Source organism: Pseudomonas sp. Irchel s3a10, from assembly GCF_900187525.1.
GTDB lineage: Bacteria > Pseudomonadota > Gammaproteobacteria > Pseudomonadales > Pseudomonadaceae > Aquipseudomonas > Aquipseudomonas koreensis_G.
In genome coordinates this window covers 316,153-335,593 of record NZ_FYDR01000004.1, presented here as the reverse complement: position 1 = coordinate 335,593, position 19,441 = coordinate 316,153, and the positions used below count along the sequence as shown (strand labels likewise).

21 protein-coding genes are annotated in these 19,441 nt (G+C 63.8%); 20 read left to right on the top strand and 1 reads right to left on the bottom strand.

All coding sequences use genetic code 11. From position 1 onward, the window contains the following. Positions 1-99: 99 nt before the first annotated feature. Positions 100-870: a ParA family protein gene (locus CKW11_RS14460; protein ID WP_095138050.1), complete on the bottom strand. Its 771-nt coding sequence runs from the start codon at positions 868-870 to the stop codon at positions 100-102. A 360-nt stretch (positions 871-1,230) separates the two neighbouring features. On the opposite strand from CKW11_RS14460, the gene CKW11_RS14455 reads away from it, so the two are divergent. The 20 genes from CKW11_RS14455 (at position 1,231) to CKW11_RS14360 (ending at position 19,437) form a co-directional block, all read left to right on the top strand. Next, on the top strand, positions 1,231-1,950 hold the full coding sequence (locus CKW11_RS14455; protein ID WP_095138049.1) for a beta-ketoacyl synthase chain length factor: 720 nt from the start codon (positions 1,231-1,233) through the stop codon (positions 1,948-1,950). Then, a complete protein-coding gene (locus CKW11_RS14450) occupies positions 1,926-2,735 on the top strand; it encodes a 1-acyl-sn-glycerol-3-phosphate acyltransferase (protein WP_095138048.1) in 810 nt (269 codons plus the stop codon). Before CKW11_RS14455 ends, CKW11_RS14450 begins: the two co-directional genes overlap by 25 nt. Next, positions 2,716-2,976 carry a phosphopantetheine-binding protein gene (locus tag CKW11_RS14445; protein ID WP_095138047.1) on the top strand — a complete coding sequence of 87 codons (261 nt, stop codon included), beginning with the start codon at positions 2,716-2,718 and terminating at the stop codon, positions 2,974-2,976. The genes CKW11_RS14450 and CKW11_RS14445 overlap by 20 nt, the downstream gene beginning before the upstream one ends. 9 nt (positions 2,977-2,985) lie before the next feature. Beyond that, positions 2,986-3,240: an acyl carrier protein gene (locus CKW11_RS14440; RefSeq protein WP_003220947.1), complete on the top strand. Its 255-nt coding sequence runs from the start codon at positions 2,986-2,988 to the stop codon at positions 3,238-3,240. Continuing rightward, on the top strand, positions 3,237-3,782 hold the full coding sequence (locus CKW11_RS14435) for a hypothetical protein (protein WP_095138046.1): 546 nt from the start codon (positions 3,237-3,239) through the stop codon (positions 3,780-3,782). The genes CKW11_RS14440 and CKW11_RS14435 overlap by 4 nt, the downstream gene beginning before the upstream one ends. Beyond that, the gene (locus CKW11_RS14430) at positions 3,779-5,458 is read left to right on the top strand and encodes an acyl-CoA synthetase family protein (RefSeq protein ID WP_095138045.1); all 1,680 of its coding nucleotides are present in this window, start codon (positions 3,779-3,781) and stop codon (positions 5,456-5,458) included. The genes CKW11_RS14435 and CKW11_RS14430 overlap by 4 nt, the downstream gene beginning before the upstream one ends. A gap of 128 nt (positions 5,459-5,586) precedes the next feature. Further along, positions 5,587-6,321: a glycosyltransferase family 2 protein gene (locus CKW11_RS14425; protein ID WP_095138044.1), complete on the top strand. Its 735-nt coding sequence runs from the start codon at positions 5,587-5,589 to the stop codon at positions 6,319-6,321. Beyond that, on the top strand, positions 6,318-7,265 hold the full coding sequence (locus CKW11_RS14420; RefSeq protein ID WP_095138043.1) for a glycosyl transferase: 948 nt from the start codon (positions 6,318-6,320) through the stop codon (positions 7,263-7,265). The genes CKW11_RS14425 and CKW11_RS14420 overlap by 4 nt, the downstream gene beginning before the upstream one ends. Next, a complete protein-coding gene (gene hutH / locus CKW11_RS14415) occupies positions 7,246-8,790 on the top strand; it encodes a histidine ammonia-lyase (RefSeq protein ID WP_095138042.1) in 1,545 nt (514 codons plus the stop codon). The genes CKW11_RS14420 and hutH overlap by 20 nt, the downstream gene beginning before the upstream one ends. Beyond that, the gene (locus CKW11_RS14410; RefSeq protein WP_095138041.1) at positions 8,783-9,208 is read left to right on the top strand and encodes a thioesterase family protein; all 426 of its coding nucleotides are present in this window, start codon (positions 8,783-8,785) and stop codon (positions 9,206-9,208) included. Before hutH ends, CKW11_RS14410 begins: the two co-directional genes overlap by 8 nt. After that, positions 9,205-9,807 (top strand): outer membrane lipoprotein carrier protein LolA, encoded by a 603-nt coding sequence (locus tag CKW11_RS14405; RefSeq protein WP_095138040.1) that lies wholly within the window; start codon positions 9,205-9,207, stop codon positions 9,805-9,807. Before CKW11_RS14410 ends, CKW11_RS14405 begins: the two co-directional genes overlap by 4 nt. Then, positions 9,791-12,130, top strand: coding sequence for an MMPL family transporter (locus CKW11_RS14400; protein WP_095138039.1), 2,340 nt, complete (start codon positions 9,791-9,793; stop codon positions 12,128-12,130). Before CKW11_RS14405 ends, CKW11_RS14400 begins: the two co-directional genes overlap by 17 nt. Next, complete coding sequence (locus CKW11_RS14395) at positions 12,127-13,290, top strand: sodium:proton antiporter (RefSeq protein WP_095138038.1); 1,164 nt, start codon at positions 12,127-12,129, stop codon at positions 13,288-13,290. Before CKW11_RS14400 ends, CKW11_RS14395 begins: the two co-directional genes overlap by 4 nt. Then, complete coding sequence (locus CKW11_RS14390; protein WP_095138037.1) at positions 13,277-14,524, top strand: NAD(P)/FAD-dependent oxidoreductase; 1,248 nt, start codon at positions 13,277-13,279, stop codon at positions 14,522-14,524. Before CKW11_RS14395 ends, CKW11_RS14390 begins: the two co-directional genes overlap by 14 nt. Continuing rightward, positions 14,521-15,246 (top strand): class I SAM-dependent methyltransferase, encoded by a 726-nt coding sequence (locus tag CKW11_RS14385; RefSeq protein ID WP_095138036.1) that lies wholly within the window; start codon positions 14,521-14,523, stop codon positions 15,244-15,246. The genes CKW11_RS14390 and CKW11_RS14385 overlap by 4 nt, the downstream gene beginning before the upstream one ends. Beyond that, positions 15,246-15,836 carry a hypothetical protein gene (locus tag CKW11_RS14380; RefSeq protein WP_177440001.1) on the top strand — a complete coding sequence of 197 codons (591 nt, stop codon included), beginning with the start codon at positions 15,246-15,248 and terminating at the stop codon, positions 15,834-15,836. Before CKW11_RS14385 ends, CKW11_RS14380 begins: the two co-directional genes overlap by 1 nt. Beyond that, entirely contained in the window at positions 15,833-17,029 is a 1,197-nt protein-coding gene (locus tag CKW11_RS14375; protein ID WP_095138034.1) for a beta-ketoacyl-[acyl-carrier-protein] synthase family protein, read from the top strand. Before CKW11_RS14380 ends, CKW11_RS14375 begins: the two co-directional genes overlap by 4 nt. Further along, complete coding sequence (locus tag CKW11_RS14370) at positions 17,026-17,490, top strand: hotdog family protein (protein WP_095138033.1); 465 nt, start codon at positions 17,026-17,028, stop codon at positions 17,488-17,490. Before CKW11_RS14375 ends, CKW11_RS14370 begins: the two co-directional genes overlap by 4 nt. Beyond that, a complete protein-coding gene (fabG, locus tag CKW11_RS14365; protein ID WP_095138032.1) occupies positions 17,483-18,211 on the top strand; it encodes a 3-oxoacyl-ACP reductase FabG in 729 nt (242 codons plus the stop codon). Before CKW11_RS14370 ends, fabG begins: the two co-directional genes overlap by 8 nt. After that, positions 18,211-19,437, top strand: coding sequence for a beta-ketoacyl-ACP synthase (locus CKW11_RS14360; RefSeq protein ID WP_095138031.1), 1,227 nt, complete (start codon positions 18,211-18,213; stop codon positions 19,435-19,437). Before fabG ends, CKW11_RS14360 begins: the two co-directional genes overlap by 1 nt. The last annotated feature ends 4 nt before the right edge of the window (positions 19,438-19,441 follow it).

The window sequence follows — 19,441 nt, the reverse complement described above, 5'->3', positions numbered from 1 at the left end:
TGCTCGCGATGGCGTCCGGTCAATCAACTCATATGTTGGCTGACAGGACGCCATCGCGAGCAGGCTCACTCCTACAGTGGATCTGCGTCGCTCAGCAAATCAGTGGTCTTCGAGCAGGTTGTGCAGTTCGACGAACTGCTGCGTCAGCTTGTGCCGTGGGTCGAGGTGGATCAGCGGGGTGCTGGCCTGGTGCGACTCGCGCATGCGCACCGAGCTGTTCAGGTACACCGGCAGCACCGGCAAGCCCTCGGCAATCAACTCATCGAGAATCTGTTGCGGCAGGCTGGCCCGGACCTGGAACTGGTTGACCACGATGCCTTCGACTTCCAGACCTTCGTTGTGGTCTTCCTTCAACTCTTCAATCTCCGCCAGCAGCCCGTACAGCGCCTGGCGCGAGAAGCTGTCGCAATCGAAGGGAATCAGTACACGATCGGCGGCGATCAACGCCGACACAGCATAAAAGTTCAGCGCCGGTGGCGTATCCAGATAAATCCGGTCGTATTCGCCATCCAGCTCATCCAGCAACTTACGCAGCTTGTTGATCTTGTGTTTGGCCTCAAGCTTGGGCTGCAGATCGGCCAGCTCAGCGGTGGCGGTGATGATATGCAGGTTGTCGAACGGGGTTTCGTAGATGTCGGCCTGGTTTTTCTTCGAGAACGGTCCTGATGACAAGGTTTGCTTGAAGAAGTCGGCAATGCCCATCGGTATGTCATCGCCGGTGAGCCCCGTCAGGTACTGAGTGGAGTTGGCCTGGGCGTCGAGGTCGACCAACAGCGTGCGATAGCCCTCGCTGGCACTCACCGCGGCCAGATTGCAGGCAATGCTGGATTTGCCCACGCCACCTTTCTGATTGAACACCACGCGCCGCATGACAAAACCTCCGTGTATCAAAGAATGACCGAGTGTAGTTGCCTGTGCGCACGCTTCGCTACCTCAACGACGCGGACTACAGAGTCAGGCGCAAAAATCAGCGGGCACAGTGGGCAAAAACCTCGCGATTGCGCTGATATGCCCGACAGACAAATCCCGCACGATCCGGATAATGGCCAAGTGACATTTTTTCCACGAACCACTCGGTACATTTCGTTGCGCAAAACGTAACCAACATTTGCTACACACCCGTCGCACCGGGATAATGCGCGCCACCCGGCGCCATGCGCCACGTCAAGTCAGCCGCGGCCCTGGCGACTCAAAGCGTCATAAAAGCCCGCAGGGGCGGGATGAACATCCGTGATCAACTTCAACATCGCCCAATGGCGCGCGTGGGCCCCGGGGCTCGACAGCGTGGACGCGTGGCAGGCCTGGAGCCGACAACCGGTCGTGCTCCCGGGCAGCGATGTCGCGCCCGATGTGTCGTTTCTGCCAGCCATGCAGCGTCGACGCCTCAGCCGTCTGGCGCGGATGGCGTTCAGTGTCGGCTGGCCGCTGGCCGACGGACGGGAGAACCTGCCGCTGGTGTTTGTTTCACGACACGGCGAAACCCCGCGCACCTTCGAGATCCTCAGTGACCTGGCCAAGGACGAGCCGTTGTCGCCGACCCAGTTCAGCCTGTCGGTGCACAACGCGATCATCGGCCTGTGGTCGATCATGCGCGGCGAAACCAGCGAAATGACTGCACTGGCGGCCGCAGGCGATGGCCTGGAACACGGCATCCTCGAAGCCGCCGCCCTGCTCGATGAGGGCGCGCCGGCGGTGCTGCTGATCATCACCGAAGAACAGCCGCCACAGGCCTATTCGCAGTGGATCGACGACGTGCCGTTCCCTTATGCGCTGGGTCTGTTGCTCACCCCCGGTACCGACTGGCGGCTGACCCTGAACAGCGGCCCGCAAGCACTGTCCAAAGCGCACTGGCCCCACGCGCTGAATCTGTTGCGCGCCCTGCTCGGCCAGCAACCCCATTGCCAACATGCCTGGAAAAATCGTGTATGGACCTGGCAACGCAACCCGTGACCGAGAAGAACCGCGACGCCTATTACTGGCGCCTGCTGGCCACCGCCGCCAGTTTCGCCCTGTTCGGGCTCGGCGGGCTGTGCCTGCGGCTGCTGGTCTTTCCGCTGCTTGGCTGTCTGCCCGGGGATGCACTGAAACATCGTCAGCGCGCGCGGCAGACCGTCAGTCGGCTGTTCTGGTTTTTTGTGCGGTTCATGGCCCGCACCGGCGTGCTGACTTACGACATTCAAGGCGCGGAACGCCTCGGCCGCCCGGGGCAGATGATCATCGCCAACCACCCGTCGCTGATCGACGTGGTGTTCCTGATCGGTCTGGTGCGCCAGGCCAATTGCGTGGTGAAGAAAAGCCTGTGGGAAAACCCGTTCACCCGCGGCCCGCTGCGCCGCACCGAATACATCAGCAATGACGGCAGCATGGACATGCTCGACGCCGCCGCCGAGTCCCTGCAAAACGGCCAGACCCTGATCATCTTTCCCGAAGGCACCCGCACCCAGCCGGGGCAGGCACCGGCCTTTCATCGGGGGGCCGCGGCGATTGCCCTGCGCGGTGCGAAAATCCTTACGCCAGTGGTCATCAAGGTCAGTCCGACTACCCTGACCAAGGCCGAACCCTGGTATCGCATCCCCCGCCGTCGCGTGCACTTCAGTTTCCGTGTCGGGGCCGATATAGATCCACAGACTTTCGCCACGCAAGGCCCCGCCCCGCAAGCCTCGCGCAAGCTCAACGACTATTTGCACACTTACTTCATCAAGGAGCTCGCCGAAGATGAGCGATCTGCACCGTGACATAAAACTGTTGATCATCGACGCCCTCGGCCTCGAAGACATCAGCGCCGACGACATCGGCGACGACCAGACGCTGTTCGGCGAAGGCCTCGGCCTGGACTCCGTCGACGCACTGGAACTGGGTCTGGCGATCCAGAAAAAGTACGGCATCAAGATCGACGCCGACGCCAAAGACACCCGTAACCACTTCACCAACGTGGCGAGCCTTGCGGCGTTCGTCACGGCAAAACAGGCAGCTTGAGACCGGACCATGCAAACTCGTGACGACATTTTCAACACCCTGCGCGATGCCTTGGTCGAGCTGTTCGAACTGGATCCGGCGCGGATCAGCCTGGAGTCCAACCTGTATCAGGATCTGGAGATCGACAGCATCGACGCGGTCGACCTGATCGATCACATCAAACGTCAGACCGGCAAGAAAATTGCCGCCGAAGAATTCAAATCGGTGCGCACCGTCGGCGACGTGGTCGAGGCGGTCTACCGTCTGGTTCAACCGGCCGCATGAGCCGATTGATCGGCCTCGGCCTGCTGCTGGCGGGGCTGCTGTACCCCTTTGCGGTGTATTTCGGCATGGAGCACTTCGCCCCGTGGCAGTTCGGACTGCTGCTGGGCGGGTTGTGGCTGGCGCGCGCACTGACCGGCGAGCGCAAGCCCGGCAGCCGCTGGATGGCGTGCGTGGCGATCGGGTTCTGCCTGCTGCTGGCGCTGTTCGACAGTCCGCTGTTACTGCGCTGGTATCCGGTGCTGATCAGCGGTTTCATGCTGGTGCTGTTCAGCCTGAGCCTGAAATACGGGCCGCCAATGGTCGAGCGTCTGGCGCGATTGCGCGAGCCGCAATTACCGCCCGAGGCGATCCGCTACACCCGTCAGGTCACGGTGGCCTGGAGCGTGTTTTTCTTCTGCAACGGTTTGTGCGCCGCGCTCCTGACCCTGTGGGCGCCGCTGCATTGGTGGATGTTGTACACCGGTCTGATCTCCTACGGATTGATCGGCCTGATGTTTGCCATTGAATGGCTGATACGACAACGGGTAAGAGGCCGTAAATGAACTGGATAAAACTTGAGCAACTGTTGCTCAAGGCCCTGCCGGAACGCGCGATCAGCGCCGCCCCGGCCCTCGACCACACGCAACTGCGCGAACAGGCGCTGAGCGTTGCCGCCGGCCTGCAGGCACGCGGCGTGCAGCGTATGGCGGTGCATCTGGAAGATGCTGCCGACCTCGCCATCGCCCTGCTCGGGGCCTGGCGCGCGGGTGTCAGTGTATTGCTGCCCGCTGACCTGCAAGCGCAGACCCGCCAGCGCTGGTCGAATGAAGTCGATCTATGGCTGACCGATCACAGCGCGGATGTTCACTTGAACGATCTGCTGCAGCCGGCCCTGCCCGGCGCTGAACTGGATCTCGACCAGTGCCGCCTGAGCCTGTGCACCTCCGGCTCCAGCGGCGAGCCCAAGCGTATCGACAAGACCGTGCACCAACTGGCCAACGAGGTCGAAGCGCTGGAGCAACTGTGGGGCGCAGATCTCGGTGAAGCCTGGATCATCGGCAGCGTCGCCACCCAGCACATCTACGGTTTGCTGTTCCGGGTGCTGTGGCCGCTGTGCGCCGGACGGCCGTTCGTGCGCAGGCAACTGGCGTTTCCGGAAGACCTGCAGCGCGCCAGCCGCGAACACCCGGCCTTCGCCTGGGTCGGCAGCCCGGCATTGCTCAAGCGCATGGGCGACAACCTCGACTGGCCGGCCCTGAGCGCCGTGCGCCGGGTGTTTTCCTCCGGCGGCGCTTTACCCGCAGACGCGGCGCAGAGCCTGCAGCAACGCCTGCAACAGTGGCCGACCGAAATCCTCGGCAGCTCGGAAACCGGCGGCATCGCCTGGCGTCAGGGCGCCAGTCTGTGGCAGCCCTTCGCCGGGGTTGAGCTAAGCCAGGACAGCGACGGCGCCCTGCTGATCGCTTCTCCCTATCTGCCGGCCGGGCATGTCGAACATACCGCCGATGCCGTGCGCATCGCCGCCGACGGACGTTTCGAACTGCTCGGGCGGCTGGACCGCATCGTCAAACTCGAAGAGAAGCGCATCTCCCTGCCGATGCTCGAACAGGCACTGGTCGCCCACGAGTGGGTCACCGAAGCACGGTTGGGCGTGGTTCAAGAAAACCGTGCGGTGCTTGGCGCCTTGATGGTGCTCAGCGAGGCGGGCCTGTTTGCCTTGCGTGAGCAGGGCCGCCGCAGCCTGACCGAAGCCCTGCGCAAACACCTGAGCCAGCATTGCGAAGCCCTGGCCTTGCCCCGGCGCTGGCGTCTGGTGCGACAACTGCCACTGAACAGCCAGGGCAAGCTGCCGCAGGCCGACATCGAAGCGCTGCTGCTGGCGCCACGGCCGAAAGCTCCAGAAGTGGTGGAACAGGTCGAAACCGACGGCGAGTGGAGCCTGCAATTGAGTGTTCCACCGGACCTGGCCTACTTCAGCGGTCACTTCCCCAAGGCCCCGGTGCTGCCCGGCGTGGTGCAAGTCGAATGGGCGCTGAACCTTGGCCGACAACTGCTGAACCTGTCTGGCAAATTTGCCGGCATGGAAGTGCTGAAATTCCAGCAATTGGTACGCCCGGGCGATGAAGTCCAGCTGCACCTGCGTTTCGATCCCGAGCGCGGCAAACTGTATTTCGCCTACCGTAACGACACCGCGACTTGCTCCAGCGGACGAATCCTCCTGGGAGCTGCCGATGCTTAACCTGTGGCGAGGGAGCTTGCTCCCGCTGGGCTGCGAAGCGGCCCCAAACTCGGTCCACGCAAAACTGCGAGCGAGTGCTGCGCACTCGAGCGGGAGCAAGCTCCCTCGCCACAATGGGGGCGTGAATCATGCATAACCCCTGCGCCGTGATTCCGGTCTACAACCATGAAACCGCGATCGGCACCGTGGTCGATGCCCTGCTCGCCCGGGGCCTGCCATGCATTCTGGTGGACGACGCCAGCACCCCGTCCTGCGCGCGCGTGCTGGATGCGCTGGCCGAACGCGAAAGCGTGCATCTGGTGCGCCTGACCCTCAATCAGGGCAAGGGCGGCGCGGTGATGACCGGCCTGCGCGAAGCTGCTCGTCTGGGCTTCACCCATGCCCTGCAAGTTGACGCCGACGGCCAGCACGACCTGCACGACGTCGCCCGTTTCGTCGAGGAATCCCGCGCCCACCCGGACGCGATGATCTGCGGTTATCCGCTGTTCGACGAGAGCGTGCCCAAGGGCCGTTTGTATGCGCGTTATCTGACCCACGTGATGGTCTGGATCAACACGCTGTCGCTGCAGATCCGCGATTCGATGTGCGGCTTTCGCGTCTATCCGCTGGCTCCGACGCTGGCGGTGATCGACTCGGCGCGGGTCGGCAAGCGCATGGATTTCGACTCCGACATCCTCGTGCGCCTGTCGTGGCGCAACCAGCCGATGCGTTGGCTGCAGACCAGCGTGCATTACCCGCTGGACGGCGTCTCGCACTTCCGTCTGCTGCACGACAACGCGCTGATTTCCAGCATGCACACCCGGTTGTTCTTCGGCATGCTGCTGCGCCTGCCCGTCATCCTCTGGCGCCGGTGGCGCACATGAGCGTCGAGACCGACAAGAAGCACTGGGCCGACCGCGAAGAGCGCGGCAGCTTCCTGCTGATGAAATTCACCGCGTTCGCCGCCAAGGTGCTTGGCCGACGCCTGCTCAGTCCGTTGCTGTACGGCATCGTCCTGTACTTCTTCCTGTTCGGCCGCACCGCGCGCAACAGTGCCTGGCAATACCAGCAACGGCTGGCCGACTGGAGCAACCGCGCCGAATTGCGCCCGAGTTACTGGCGGGTGTTCCGCCAGTTCATGGCGTTCGCCGATTCGCTGCTCGACAAGCTCGACGTGTGGAACGGCAAGCTGCGCATCGAGCAGATCGAAATCATCGACCCGGCACTGCTGCGCAATCAGTTGCGCGGCAGTCGCGGGCAACTGCTGGTCGGCGCGCACCTGGGCAACCTTGAGGTATGCCGGGCGCTGGCCGAGATCGGCGAAAAGGTCACCATGAATGTGCTGGTGCACACCAAGCACGCCGAGCAGTTCAACCGCTTGCTGGGCGAGGCCGGGGCGACCAATCTGCGCCTGATTCAGGTCAGCGAACTGGATCCGGTGATCATGCTGCAACTGCACGAACGTCTGGAGCGCGGCGAATGGCTGGCGATTGCCGGCGACCGCGTACCGTTGCATGGCGGGCGCAGCGTCACCGTGGATTTTCTCGGCCACCCGGCAGCGTTTCCGCAAGGCCCGTGGTTGCTGGCCGGTTTGCTCAAATGCCCGGTCAATCTGCTGATGTGCCTGAAACAACCGGACGGCCACTATCGCCTGACCCTCGAGCCGTTCGCCGACAGCGTGACGTGGACGCGCCGCGAGCGCGAGCAGGTCATTCATCAGTGGGCCACCCGCTATGCGCAGCGCCTGAGTCACTATTGCCTCGAAGCCCCGCACCAATGGTTCAACTTTTACCCTTTCTGGAAGACCGATGACGACGCCAACCCATGAGCCGGTAACCTTCGGCGAACGCCCTTTGCGCATCGAAGACGTGCTGGCCCTGGCCAACCGTCAGGCGCCCGTGCAGTTGCAGAGCGACGCCGCTTACCGCGAGCGTATCGCCAAAGGCGCACGGTTCCTCGATTCGCTGCTGGACAAGGAAGGCGTCATCTACGGCGTGACCACTGGTTACGGCGATTCCTGCGTGGTCGCGGTGCCGCTGCATCACGTCGAGGCACTGCCGCGTCATCTCTACACCTTCCACGGTTGCGGCCTCGGCAAACTGCTCGACGCCCAAGCCACACGCGCGGTGCTGGCGGCGCGCTTGCAGTCGCTGTGCCACGGCGTGTCCGGGGTGCGAATCGAACTGCTGGAGCGCCTGCATGCCTTCCTTGAACACGACATCCTGCCGCTGATTCCGGAAGAAGGTTCGGTCGGCGCCAGCGGTGATCTGACGCCGCTGTCCTACGTTGCCGCAACCCTGTCCGGCGAGCGCGAAGTGCTGTTCCGTGGCGAGCGTCGCCAGGCTGCCGACGTGCATCACGAACTGGGCTGGACGCCTTTGGTGCTGCGCCCGAAAGAAGCGCTGGCCTTGATGAACGGTACGGCGGTGATGACCGGCCTCGCCTGCCTCGCGTTCGCCCGCGCCGACTATCTGCTGCAACTGGCCACGCGCATCACCGCGCTCAACGTGGTCGCGCTGCAAGGCAACCCGGAACACTTCGACGAGCGTCTGTTCGCCGCCAAGCCGCATCCGGGGCAGATACAAGTCGCCGCGTGGCTGCGCAAGGATCTGGCGATCGACGCGCCGACCGCGCCGCTGCATCGCCTGCAGGATCGCTACTCGCTGCGCTGCGCCCCGCACGTGCTCGGGGTGCTGGCCGACAGCCTGAACTGGCTGCGTGCGTTCATCGAGACCGAACTCAACAGCGCCAACGACAACCCGATCATCGACGCCGAAGCCGAGCGCGTGCTGCACGGCGGGCACTTCTACGGCGGGCACATCGCGTTCGCCATGGACAGCCTGAAAAATCTGGTGGCCAACGTCGCCGACCTGCTCGACCGGCAGCTCGCGCTGCTGGTCGACGAGCGCTACAACCATGGCTTGCCGAGCAACCTGTCCGGCGCCCCGGCGGATCGCGCCATGATCAATCACGGCTTCAAAGCCGTGCAGATCGGCACCAGTGCCTGGACCGCCGAAGCGCTGAAAAACACCATGCCGGCCAGCGTGTTCTCACGCTCCACCGAGTGCCACAACCAGGACAAGGTGAGCATGGGCACCATCGCCGCCCGTGACGCGATCCGTGTACTGGAGCTGACCGAACAGGTCGCCGCCGCCACGCTGCTTGCGGCCAATCAGGGCGTCTGGCTGCGCGGTCGCGATGAAGACGCGCGTGCGCTGCCACCTTCGCTGGCCGCCATGCACGAAGAGCTGACCAAGGACTTCCCGCCGGTCATCGAAGACCGTGCACTGGAAGGCGAACTGCGCCTGTGTCTGCAACGCATCGCCGAGCAACACTGGAGGCTGCATGCGTAGCGCCGGAGTCCTGCACGCCGACACGGAAATCCTCGTGCCGTTTTTCGACGTCGACACCATGCACGTGGTCTGGCACGGGCACTACGTCAAATACCTGGAAGTGGCGCGCTGCGCGCTGCTCGATCAGATCGGCCACAACTACACGCAGATGTCCGAGTCCGGTTACGCGTGGCCGATCATCGACCTGCAACTGCGTTATGTGCGGGGCGCGGTGTTCGGCCAGCGCTTGAACGTGCGCGCCAGTCTGGTGGAGTGGGAGAACCGCTTGAAGATCAATTATCTGATCACCGACCTGCAGACCGGCGAACGCCTGACCCGCGCCAGCTCGGTGCAGGTAGCGGTCGAGATCAGCAGCCGCGAGATGCAACTGGCCTCACCGAAAGTGTTCACCGATGCGGTGGAAGGGATGCTGCGATGAACCTGTTCTGCAAATGCCTTGGCGCGATGGCACTGCTCGCCGTGTCGACACTGGCCAGCGCCTTCGACCTGCAACAGCTCAGCGAGCAACTGGCGAAACCGGAAGTGATCCACGGCCAGTTCATTCAGGAAAAACACCTGCGCGCGCTGCCTCAGCCGCTGATCAGCAAGGGCAGCTTCGTGCTGGCGAAAAATCACGGCTTGCTCTGGCTGCTCAAGAGCCCGCTGCAACAGGATTACCGCATCACCGCCAACGGCATCGCCCGTCGCGACGGCAACGTTTGGCAGTTGCTGCCGAACAAGAGCGCCGGTGCAGAACAGAACCGCTTGTTCCTCGCTGTGCTGCAAGGCGACAGCAGCGGTCTGCAACGGGATTTCGAACTGGCCCTGAGCGGCGATGCACAGCAGTGGAAACTCACCCTGACCCCGCGCTCGGTGCTGCTCAAGCAGGTATTCAATCAGATCAATATCGACGGCGGTGCCCTAGTACAGACCATCGAACTGCTGGAAACCCAGGGCGACAGCACCGTGCTGCGCATGCAGGACAGCAGCGCCGGACAACCGTTGAGCGAAGCGGAGCAACATGACTTTGCCGAGTGAACGCAGGCTGCCGCGGCTGTTCCTGATCCTGCTACTGGCGGTCGTCGCGCTGGCCGGGTGGCAGTGGCGCGACGGTGCGCCGCTGTCGGCCAACCTCATGGAGCTGGTGCCCGGAACCAATCCTGACGCCCTCGAACTGCGCGCCGAACAACGCATGCAGGAGCCGCTTAATCGGGAAATGCTGGTATTGGTCGGCCACGCCGATCGCCAGCAAGCGGTGGCCATGGCGCAGACTCTGGGCGAGCAATGGCAGACCAGCGGTCTGTTCGAAAAGGTCCAGTGGAACCTGCAGGCGGATCTGCCGGCGCTGCGCACGCAACTGCTGCAAGGTCGACTGGCGATGCTCTCGGCAGATGACCGGCAACTGCTGACCGAGCATCCCGATGCGTTCATTCAGCAACGGGTGCAGGCGCTGTTCGACCCGTTCAACGGGTTCACGCTGGTGCCGAGCCAGGACGACTGGCTGGGCCTGACCGGACGCATTCAGAACAGCCAGCCGAAACACGGCGCGGTGCAACTGGACATCGGCAGCGGCGCACTGGTCGCCGATGCCGACGGCAAGAGCTGGGTGCTGCTGCGCGCGCGCACCACCGGCAATGCCTTCGACATGAATCTGCCGCTGCAAGTCGCTGATCTGCTGCAGCACAGTCGCGAGCAGGCGGCGAAATCCGACGTGCAACTGTTGGCCGCCAGCGGTCTGCTCTACGCCGCCAACGGTCAGCAGCAAGCCACCCGCGAAATGACCTGGGTTGGCGGCGGCGCGACGGTCGGCATTCTGCTGTTGCTGCTGCTGGCGTTTCGTCGCTGGCGGGTACTGCTGGCGTTCGTGCCGGTGCTGGTGGGCATGCTGTTCGGCGCGGTGGCCTGCGTGGCGCTGTTCGGCCACATGCACGTGATGACCCTGGTGCTCGGTTCCAGCCTGATCGGCGTGGCGGTGGATTACCCGCTGCACTATCTGTCGAAAAGCTGGAGCCTCAAGCCGTGGCGCAGCTGGCCGGCGCTGCGCCTGACCCTCTCCGGACTGACGCTGAGCCTGATCACCAGCGCCATCGGTTATCTTGCGCTGGCCTGGACGCCCTTCCCGGCGCTGACGCAAATCGCGGTGTTCTCCGCTGCCGGCCTGCTCGGTGCTTACCTGTCGGCGGTGTGCCTGCTGCCGGCCCTGCTGAAAAACGTTGAACTGCAACCGGCGCAATGGCCGCTGCGCCTGGCCGAGCGTCTGGTGCAGCTGCGCGAAACCCTGCTCGAACACGTGCGCACCCCGGTGCTGTTGGCGCTGTTGGTCGCCTTCTGCGCCGGCGGTCTGGTGCAGCTGCAAAGCAAGAACGACATCCGCCAGTGGGTCGGTGCGCCACAACGCCTGACCGATGAAGCACAAACCATCGCACGCATCACCGGCTATCAGCCGACCAGCCAGTTCTTCCTCGTGCGCGGCGCCAATCAGCAGCAACTGCTGGAGCGTCAGGCCGCACTGAGCGAACGTCTGCAGCAACTGGTCAACCTCGACAAACTGCAAGGCTATCTGGCCCTCGACCAACTGCTCAGTCCGCCGAGCCAGCAACAGCAGGTTCGCGAAGCGCTGAGCAAACTGCCGCAATACTGGCAGCCATTGCTCGACCTCGGCGTACCGCTCGCGTCGTTGCAAACCGAGTTGCAGCAGCTGCAGAACCTGCCTGCCGAAGACATCGACGCCGCACTGGCCGGGCCGTTAGGCGAGCCTTACCGTACGCTGTGGCTCGGCCCGACCGCTGACGGCGTGGCGGCGATGACCAGCCTGCAGGGCCTGAACAATCCGTCACTGCTGCGGGTGCAGGCGCTGGACTTGCCGGGGGTGACGCTGGTGGATCGTCTCGGCGAATTGAACAATGTATTCGCCGCGACCCAGATCAGCGCCGCCGAACTGAAACTCGCCTCCTGCGTGTTGATTGTGCTGGTACTGACCGTGCCGTTCGGCTTCGGCGGCGCCTTGCGCATCGTCGCCCTGCCGCTGCTGGCGGCGCTGTGCAGCCTGGCCAGCCTCGGTTGGCTCGGTCAGCCGCTGACCCTGTTCAGCCTGTTCGGCCTGCTGCTGGTGACGGCGATCAGCGTCGATTACGCGATCCTCATGCGTGAGCAGGTCGGCGGTGCGGCGGTCAGCCTGCTGGGCACCTTGCTGGCGGCGCTGACGACCTGGCTGTCGTTCGGGCTACTGGCGGTGTCGAGCACGCCGGCGGTGAGCAATTTCGGCCTGTCAGTGAGCCTGGGGCTGGCTTTCAGTTTCATTCTGGCGCCGTGGGCCGGACGTCACGTCCACCGCGCCGCCGTCGCAGAGCCGGCAGCATGATGGTCGTCGGTTTCTGGCTGATGGCCCTGGCGCTGTTCGCCGTGGCGACCCGTATCGGCCGGCATTTCGGCCTGATCCCGATCGTCAGCCAGTTGCTGCTGGCCAGCTTCGGTTTGCCGTTGTTGATGTACTTCTGGATCGAACCGGGCTGGCAGCTCAGCGGTGCTCAACTGATTGCACCGGGGTGGCTGAAACACCTCTACAGCCTGAGTTTCGCGCTGTTGCTCGGGCACATTCTCAGTGATGTGATCGACCTGCGGCTGGACCGCCAGAGCGTGAAAATCGCCGTGCCGAGTTTTGCCGTGCCATTTGCCTCCGGTCTGGCCGCCGCCTGCTGGCTGCTACCGGCGCAACCGTGGCTGAACTCGCTGGCCATTGGGCTGGTGTTCGCGATCACCGCGATCCCGGTGCTGTACCTGTACCTGCGCCACATCGACTATCCGCCCGCCGCCACCCGGCGTCTGGTGCAGACCGCCATCATCATCGACCTGACCTGCTGGACGCTGTTCGGTCTCGCTCAGGGCAGTCTGCATCTGAGCAGCCTGTTGCTGCCACTCGGCCTGGCCTGCGTGCCGCTGCTGTTGCATCTGCTGCGCGTGCGCCGACCACTGACCTACAGCCTCGGCTTCTTTGCGCTGCTGGTGTTGGCCGAGCACTACAAACTCAACGCGCTGATTTTCGGCATCGGTTATCTGCTGTGCATGGCGTTGCTGAAAGTGCCGTTGGTGCTGCCATTGCCGGCGCGGTGGATGAGCCGTTTGCAGACGTGGATCGCGATCCCGCTGATCCTCACCTTCGGCATCGTCCAGATCGACGTGCACAGTGCCCTCGCCAGCCTCGGCGCAGTGCAATGGGCGGCGCTGCTGCTGTTGCCGATTGCCAGTAAACTGCTCGGCAACTGGCTGGGTCTGGGCTGGGCCGGTGCATCGTTCGAAGGCGCCAGCCGCTGGCGTGAAAGCGTGCTGCTGAACATTCGCGGCTTGAGCGAAATCGTCTTTCTCAATCTGTTGCTGCAACAACAGCTGATCAGCCCGGCGCTGTACTTCGCGCTGATGCTGATGGGCCTGATCGCGACGCTGCTGCCGGCCCTGATCGGCCTGCACCGCGCGCCCCTGAAAACCACCGCCACTGTGCCCGGGAGTTCACGTGCCAACCGTTGAAATGCAACGTCGTCAGGTAGTGATCATCGGTGCCGGCCCGTCCGGCGCCATCGCCGCCGCCCTGCTCAAGCGCAAGGGCCACGATGTGCTGGTGATCGAGCGCCAGCACTTCCCGAGGTTTTCCATTGGTGAAAGCCTGCTGAGTCACTGCCTGGACTTCGTCGAAGAAGCCGGCATGCTCGACGCCGTCAACGCCGCCGGCTTCCAGCGCAAGACCGGTGCTGCGTTCGCCTGGGGCGAGCGCTACAGCGCCTTCGATTTCAGCGACACCTTCAGCGCAGGTAAACCCACCACGTTCCAGGTGCAGCGCGCCGATTTCGACAAGCTGCTGGCCGATCAGGCCGAATTGCAGGGTGCCGAAATTCGCTACGGCGACGCCATCGTCCGCGTTGATTTCGACCGCGCCAGACCGCAGCTCGACGTGCTACGCGAAGACGGCAGCGAGTACCGCGTCGAAGCGGATTTCGTGCTCGACGCCAGCGGCTACGGGCGGGTGCTGTCGCGCATGCTCGATCTGGAAGCGCCGTCGAATTTCCCGGTGCGCCAGGCGGTGTTCACCCACGTTGAAGATCACATCGACAATCCGGCCTTCGACCGCGAGAAGATCCTCGTCACCACCCATCCCGAGCACCGCGACATCTGGTTCTGGACGATCCCGTTCAGCAACGGTCGCTGCTCGGTGGGCGTGGTCGCCGCCGCCGAACATTTCAAGGGTCGCGACAGCGATCTGGATGCCTGCCTGCGTGGTTTCATCGCCGAAACCCCAAGCCTCGCCGGCGTGTTGAACAACGCGGTGTGGGACACCCCGGCGCGCACCCTCGGTGGTTATGCGGCCAATGTGAAAACCCTGCATGGCCCGGGCTTCGCCCTGCTCGGCAACGCCGCGGAATTTCTCGACCCGGTGTTCTCCTCGGGCGTGACCATCGCCATGCGTTCGGCGAGCATGGCCGCCGCTGTCCTGCACCGGCAGTTGCAGGGCGAAACCGTCGACTGGCAGCGCGAGTTCGCCGAGCCGCTCAAGCGCGGGGTCGACACCTTCCGCTGCTACGTCGAAGGCTGGTACGCCGGCACCTTTCAGGACGTGATTTTTTATCAAGACAGTCAGGCGGACATTCGCCGAATGATCTGCTCGATCCTCGCCGGCTACGCCTGGGATGAACGCAACCCGTTCGTCAGCGAAGCGCGCCGCCGGTTGAAGATGATTTCCGAACTCTGTGCAAAGGACGCCCCATGAATTACTTGAGCGACAGCTACGTCGAGGAAACCCGCTTCGGTTTCTGGTTCCTGCGCAGCCACACCTGGCAGCACCATGTGTTGCGCGTGGCGATCAACGACCTGCGCGGGTTGTTCAGCGAGTCGCTGCCGGCCAATCCGGTGCTGCTGGATGCCGGCTGTGGTCAGGGCAAATCGTTCCGCCACCTGCGCCAGACCTTCGTCCCACAGCGTCTGATCGGCGTCGATGCCGATCCGCACAGCCTGCAATTGAGCGCCGAAGAAGCGGCGCGCCAGGGTTTCGATGTGGAGCTGATCGGTAGCGATTGCGCAACGCTCAATGTCGCCGATGCCAGTGTCGACCTGCTGTTCTGCCATCAGACCTTTCATCATCTGGTCGAACAGGAAAAAGCCCTCGCCGAGTTCTACCGCGTGCTCAAACCGGGCGGTTATCTGCTGTTCGCCGAGTCCACCGAGGCTTACATTGATACTTGGGTGATCCGCTGGCTGTTCCGTCATCCGATGCATGTGCAAAAGAGCGCGGCGCAGTACCTGGAGATGATTCGCCAGCAGGGTTTCGAGTTCGGCGAGCGCAACGTTTCGTACCCGTATCTGTGGTGGAGCCGGTCGCAGGATTTCGGACTGCTGGAACGGTTTGGATTGCGCCGGCCGAAGCCGTTTGGCGAGCGTGAGGAGACCTTGGTGAATGTCGTCGCGCGAAAACCATTGGCAGGGGCTTGCTGATGCAACACTTAACCTGTGGGAGCGGGCTTGCTCGCGAAAGCGCTGGGTCAGCTTGCATTGATGTCGGATGTGCCGACGCCTTCGCGAGCAAGCCCGCTCCCACAGGGGTTGTGGTGTGGCTGGTATTGTTGCTAACGGCCCTGTTGAGTGGTTGCGCCAGCCAGGCGCCGTTGCCAGCGGGCAACCCGACATTGCCGCTGCCGATGCAATTGCACATCGAACGCCAACAAGCCGATCAGCGTCAGGACTGGCTGTTGGTGATCCAGCGCGAAGGCCCCGGCATTCGCTGGTCGATGATGGATCCGCTGGGCATCCCCCAGGCGCGTCAGCAACTGATCGACGGTCGCTGGCAGGCCGACGGGCTGCTGCCGCCCAACCCGGAAGCCCGGGAGCTGTTTGCCGCGTTGCTGTTCGCCCTGACCCCCTCCGGCGAACTGGCGCGCAATTATCCCGCCGCGCAGCAGCAGGGCGAGCAACGCACGCTGGCGCCGCGCTGGACGATCCGTTATGCACAACCGTTGAGTTTCCAATTGAATCTGCCCCAAGGCCCGAACTATCGGGTTTCTCCCCTCGGTGAACCGACGCCATGACTGCCTACCTCAATGCCCTCGGCGTGATTTGCGCGCTGGGGCGCGACAAGCAACAGGTCGCGCAAAACCTGTTTGCCGGTGACTGCTCGGGGATGCGCCGCGAGTCCGGCTGGGTGGCCGGGCATGAATTGCCGGTGGCGGCGGTGCACGGTGAGCTGGCGGCGATTCCGGCCGAACTGGCCGACCAGAGCAGCCGCAACAATCAACTGTTGCTGGAAGCCGCGCTGCAGATTCGCGAGGACATCGACCGGGCGATCCAGACCTACGGTCGCGAGCGCATCGGCGTGGTGCTCGGCACCAGCACTTCGGGGATCGACGAAGCCAGCCGCGGGTTGGCGCATTACCTTCGCGAGCAGCAGTTCCCTGGCGAATACGACTATCGGCAACAGGAACTCGGCGCCCCGGCGAATTTTCTCGCCGACTGGCTGCAACTCAGCGGCCCGGCCTATGTGATTTCCACCGCCTGCACGTCCAGTGCGCGGGCGTTGATGAGCGCGCAGCGCCTGCTCGATCTGGGCCTGTGCGACGCGGTGCTGTGCGGCGGGGTCGACAGCCTGTGCAAACTCACGCTCAACGGTTTCAGTTCACTGGAAGCGGTGTCTGACCAGCGCTGCAATCCGTTCTCGGCCAACCGCAACGGCATCAACATCGGCGAAGCGGCGGTGCTGTTCCTGATGAGCAAGCAACGCAGCGACGGCCCGGCCATTGCCCTGCTCGGCAGCGGTGCCAGCTCCGACGCGCACCACATCTCCGCGCCGGAACCGAGCGGTCGCGGCGCCCTGCAAGCGATGCAGAAAGCCTTGCACCGCGCGCAGCTGCAAGCGGCGCAAATCAACTACCTGAACCTGCACGGCACGGCGACCCAGCACAACGATGCGATGGAAAGTCTGGCGGTTGCCACGCTGTTTCCTGAAGGCGTGGCCTGCTCGTCGACCAAGCCGATGACCGGTCACACCCTCGGCGCTGCCGGTGCCCTCGAAGCGGCGTTCTGCTGGCTGAGCCTGAGCGCCGACAACCCGCAGCACGCCTTGCCGCCACACGTCTGGGACGCCCGGCCCGACCCCGACTTGCCGGCGCTGAAGTGGGTGACCGCGAGCGAACGCCTGTCGTCCATTGCACCCCGCTACCTGATGAGCAACTCGTTTGCTTTCGGCGGCAACAACGTCAGCCTGATTATCGGAGACGCCCCATGAACGACTGGCCGCTCGCCGAACTGCTGCCCCACGCTGGCGACATGATTCTGCTCGACCGCATCCTCAGTTTCGACGAAGAGCAGATCCACACCCGCCTCATGGTCAAGCCCGACGGTTTGTTCAGCCTGCCCGACGGCAGCCTGCCAGCGTGGGTTGGCGTTGAGTTGATGGCGCAAAGCGTCGCCGCGTTTGCCGGATGCCATGCACGGCGGAAGGGCAACCCGGTGGAGTTGGGGTTCCTGCTCGGCACGCGCAAATTCGAGTGCAACGTCGAGGCCTTCCCGGCTGGCAGCGAACTGACCATCCACGGGATCCGTTCGCTGGAAGACGACAACGGCATGGGTGTTTTCGAATGCCACATCCACGGGCCTGACATACAAGCCAGCGCACGCTTGAACGTGTTCCGCCCGCCGCAGCCCAGCCAATACCTTGAACAAAACAGAGAGTCGAACGATGACTGAATCCGTACTGGTCACCGGCTCCAGCCGTGGCATCGGCCGCGCCATTGCCTTGCGTCTGGCGCAGGCCGGGCATGACATCGTCCTGCACTGCCGCAGCGGCGTGGCTGAAGCCCAGGCCGTGAAAGCCGAAGTCGAAGCGTTGGGCCGCAGCGCGCGCACCCTGCAATTCGACGTCGCCGACCGCGAAGCCTGCAAAACCATTCTCGAAGCCGACGTCGAAACCCACGGCGCCTATTACGGCGTGGTACTCAACGCCGGCCTGACCCGCGATGGCGCTTTTCCGGCGCTGAGCGATGACGATTGGGACGTGGTGTTGCGCACCAATCTCGACGGTTTCTACAACGTCCTGCACCCGGTGATGATGCCGATGATCCGTCGTCGCGCCGCCGGTCGGATCGTCTGCATCACCTCGGTGTCGGGTTTGATCGGCAACCGTGGCCAGGTCAACTACAGCGCCTCCAAGGCCGGGGTGATCGGTGCGGCGAAAGCGTTGGCGATTGAACTGGGCAAGCGCAAAATCACGGTTAACTGCGTCGCGCCGGGCCTGATCGACACGGCGATGCTCGACGAAAACGTGCCGGTGGAAGAGCTGATGAAAATGATCCCCGCACAACGCATGGGCACCCCGGAAGAGGTCGCCGCTGCGGTGAATTTCCTGATGTCGGCGGAAGCCTCGTACATCACCCGCCAGGTTCTGGCGGTCAACGGAGGTTTGTGCTGATGAAGCGCGTCGTCGTCACCGGCATGGCCGGCATCACCTCGCTGGGCAGCGACTGGCAGACCATCGCCGGGAACTTCGCAGCCAACCGCAGCGGCATCCGCCGGATGGACGAGTGGGACCGCTTCAGCGAACTCAACACCCGCTTGGCCGGGCCGATCGATGATTTTGTCGTGCCGGCGCACTGGACCCGCAAACAACTGCGCAGCATGGGCCGGGTGTCACGGCTGGCGGTGGGCGCGGCGGAACAGGCACTGGCGGACGCCGGCCTGCTCGGTGACGAATCGATCAAGGACGGACGCATGGGTGTGGCCTGCGGCTCATCCACCGGCAGCACCGACGAGATCAAGGCGTTCGGCAATATGCTGCTCAATTCGGTGGCCGAGGGCCTCAACGCCAACTCCTACGTGCGGATGATGCCGCACACCACCGCGGCCAACATCAGCATCTTCTTCGGCCTCACCGGGCGGCTGATCCCGACGTCCAGCGCCTGCACCAGCGGCAGTCAGGGCATCGGCTACGCCTACGAGGCGATCAAGTTCGGACGGCTGCCGCTGATGCTCGCCGGCGGTGCCGAAGAACTGTGCCCGACCGAAGCCATGGTGTTCGACGCGCTCTACGCCACCAGCCTGAAAAACGATGCACCGCAGACCAGCCCACGCCCGTACGACAAGGGCCGCGACGGTCTGGTGATCGGCGAAGGCGGCGGCATGCTGGTGCTCGAAGAGCTGGAGCATGCGCTGGCTCGCGGTGCGCGGATCCACGCCGAGATCGTCGGTTTCGGCAGCAACGCCGACGGCCAGCACACTACCCGCCCCGAGCAGGTCACCATGCGCCGTGCAATGGAACTGGCGCTGGAAGACGCCGGGCTTGCGCCGGATGCCATCGGTTACGTCAATGGTCACGGTACCGCTACAGAACAGGGCGACATTGCCGAAACACTGGCGACCAGCAGTCTGTTCGGCGAACACATGCCGATCAGCTCGCAGAAGAGTTTCCTCGGCCACACGCTGGGGGCCTGCGGCGCGCTGGAGTCGTGGTTCAGCATCGAGATGATGAATCGCGATCTGTACGTGCACACGCTCAACCTCGACGAGGTCGATCCGCACTGCGGCAAGCTCGACTACCTGCGCGGCGAATTCCGCCAGATGCATCACGAATACGTGATGAACAACAATTTCGCTTTTGGTGGCGTCAACACCTCGTTGATTTTCCGCCGCTGGCACTGACCGC

Excerpts from the sequence above, each read along its gene's own strand:
- CKW11_RS14385 (WP_095138036.1), top strand. The coding sequence starts at position 14,521 with ATGAATTACTTGAGCGACAGCTACGTCGAGGAAACCCGCTTCGGTTTC.
- CKW11_RS14360 (WP_095138031.1), top strand. The coding sequence starts at position 18,211 with ATGAAGCGCGTCGTCGTCACCGGCATGGCCGGCATCACCTCGCTGGGC.
- CKW11_RS14440 (WP_003220947.1), top strand. The coding sequence starts at position 2,986 with ATGCAAACTCGTGACGACATTTTCAACACCCTGCGCGATGCCTTGGTC.
- CKW11_RS14445 (WP_095138047.1), top strand. The coding sequence starts at position 2,716 with ATGAGCGATCTGCACCGTGACATAAAACTGTTGATCATCGACGCCCTC.
- hutH (WP_095138042.1), top strand. The coding sequence starts at position 7,246 with ATGACGACGCCAACCCATGAGCCGGTAACCTTCGGCGAACGCCCTTTG.
- CKW11_RS14410 (WP_095138041.1), top strand. The coding sequence starts at position 8,783 with ATGCGTAGCGCCGGAGTCCTGCACGCCGACACGGAAATCCTCGTGCCG.
- CKW11_RS14395 (WP_095138038.1), top strand. The coding sequence starts at position 12,127 with ATGATGGTCGTCGGTTTCTGGCTGATGGCCCTGGCGCTGTTCGCCGTG.
- CKW11_RS14405 (WP_095138040.1), top strand. The coding sequence starts at position 9,205 with ATGAACCTGTTCTGCAAATGCCTTGGCGCGATGGCACTGCTCGCCGTG.
- CKW11_RS14425 (WP_095138044.1), top strand. The coding sequence starts at position 5,587 with ATGCATAACCCCTGCGCCGTGATTCCGGTCTACAACCATGAAACCGCG.
- CKW11_RS14430 (WP_095138045.1), top strand. The coding sequence starts at position 3,779 with ATGAACTGGATAAAACTTGAGCAACTGTTGCTCAAGGCCCTGCCGGAA.
- CKW11_RS14420 (WP_095138043.1), top strand. The coding sequence starts at position 6,318 with ATGAGCGTCGAGACCGACAAGAAGCACTGGGCCGACCGCGAAGAGCGC.
- CKW11_RS14370 (WP_095138033.1), top strand. The coding sequence starts at position 17,026 with ATGAACGACTGGCCGCTCGCCGAACTGCTGCCCCACGCTGGCGACATG.
- CKW11_RS14460 (WP_095138050.1), bottom strand. The coding sequence starts at position 870 with ATGCGGCGCGTGGTGTTCAATCAGAAAGGTGGCGTGGGCAAATCCAGC.
- CKW11_RS14435 (WP_095138046.1), top strand. The coding sequence starts at position 3,237 with ATGAGCCGATTGATCGGCCTCGGCCTGCTGCTGGCGGGGCTGCTGTAC.
- CKW11_RS14450 (WP_095138048.1), top strand. The coding sequence starts at position 1,926 with ATGGACCTGGCAACGCAACCCGTGACCGAGAAGAACCGCGACGCCTAT.
- CKW11_RS14400 (WP_095138039.1), top strand. The coding sequence starts at position 9,791 with ATGACTTTGCCGAGTGAACGCAGGCTGCCGCGGCTGTTCCTGATCCTG.
- CKW11_RS14375 (WP_095138034.1), top strand. The coding sequence starts at position 15,833 with ATGACTGCCTACCTCAATGCCCTCGGCGTGATTTGCGCGCTGGGGCGC.
- CKW11_RS14380 (WP_177440001.1), top strand. The coding sequence starts at position 15,246 with ATGCAACACTTAACCTGTGGGAGCGGGCTTGCTCGCGAAAGCGCTGGG.
- fabG (WP_095138032.1), top strand. The coding sequence starts at position 17,483 with ATGACTGAATCCGTACTGGTCACCGGCTCCAGCCGTGGCATCGGCCGC.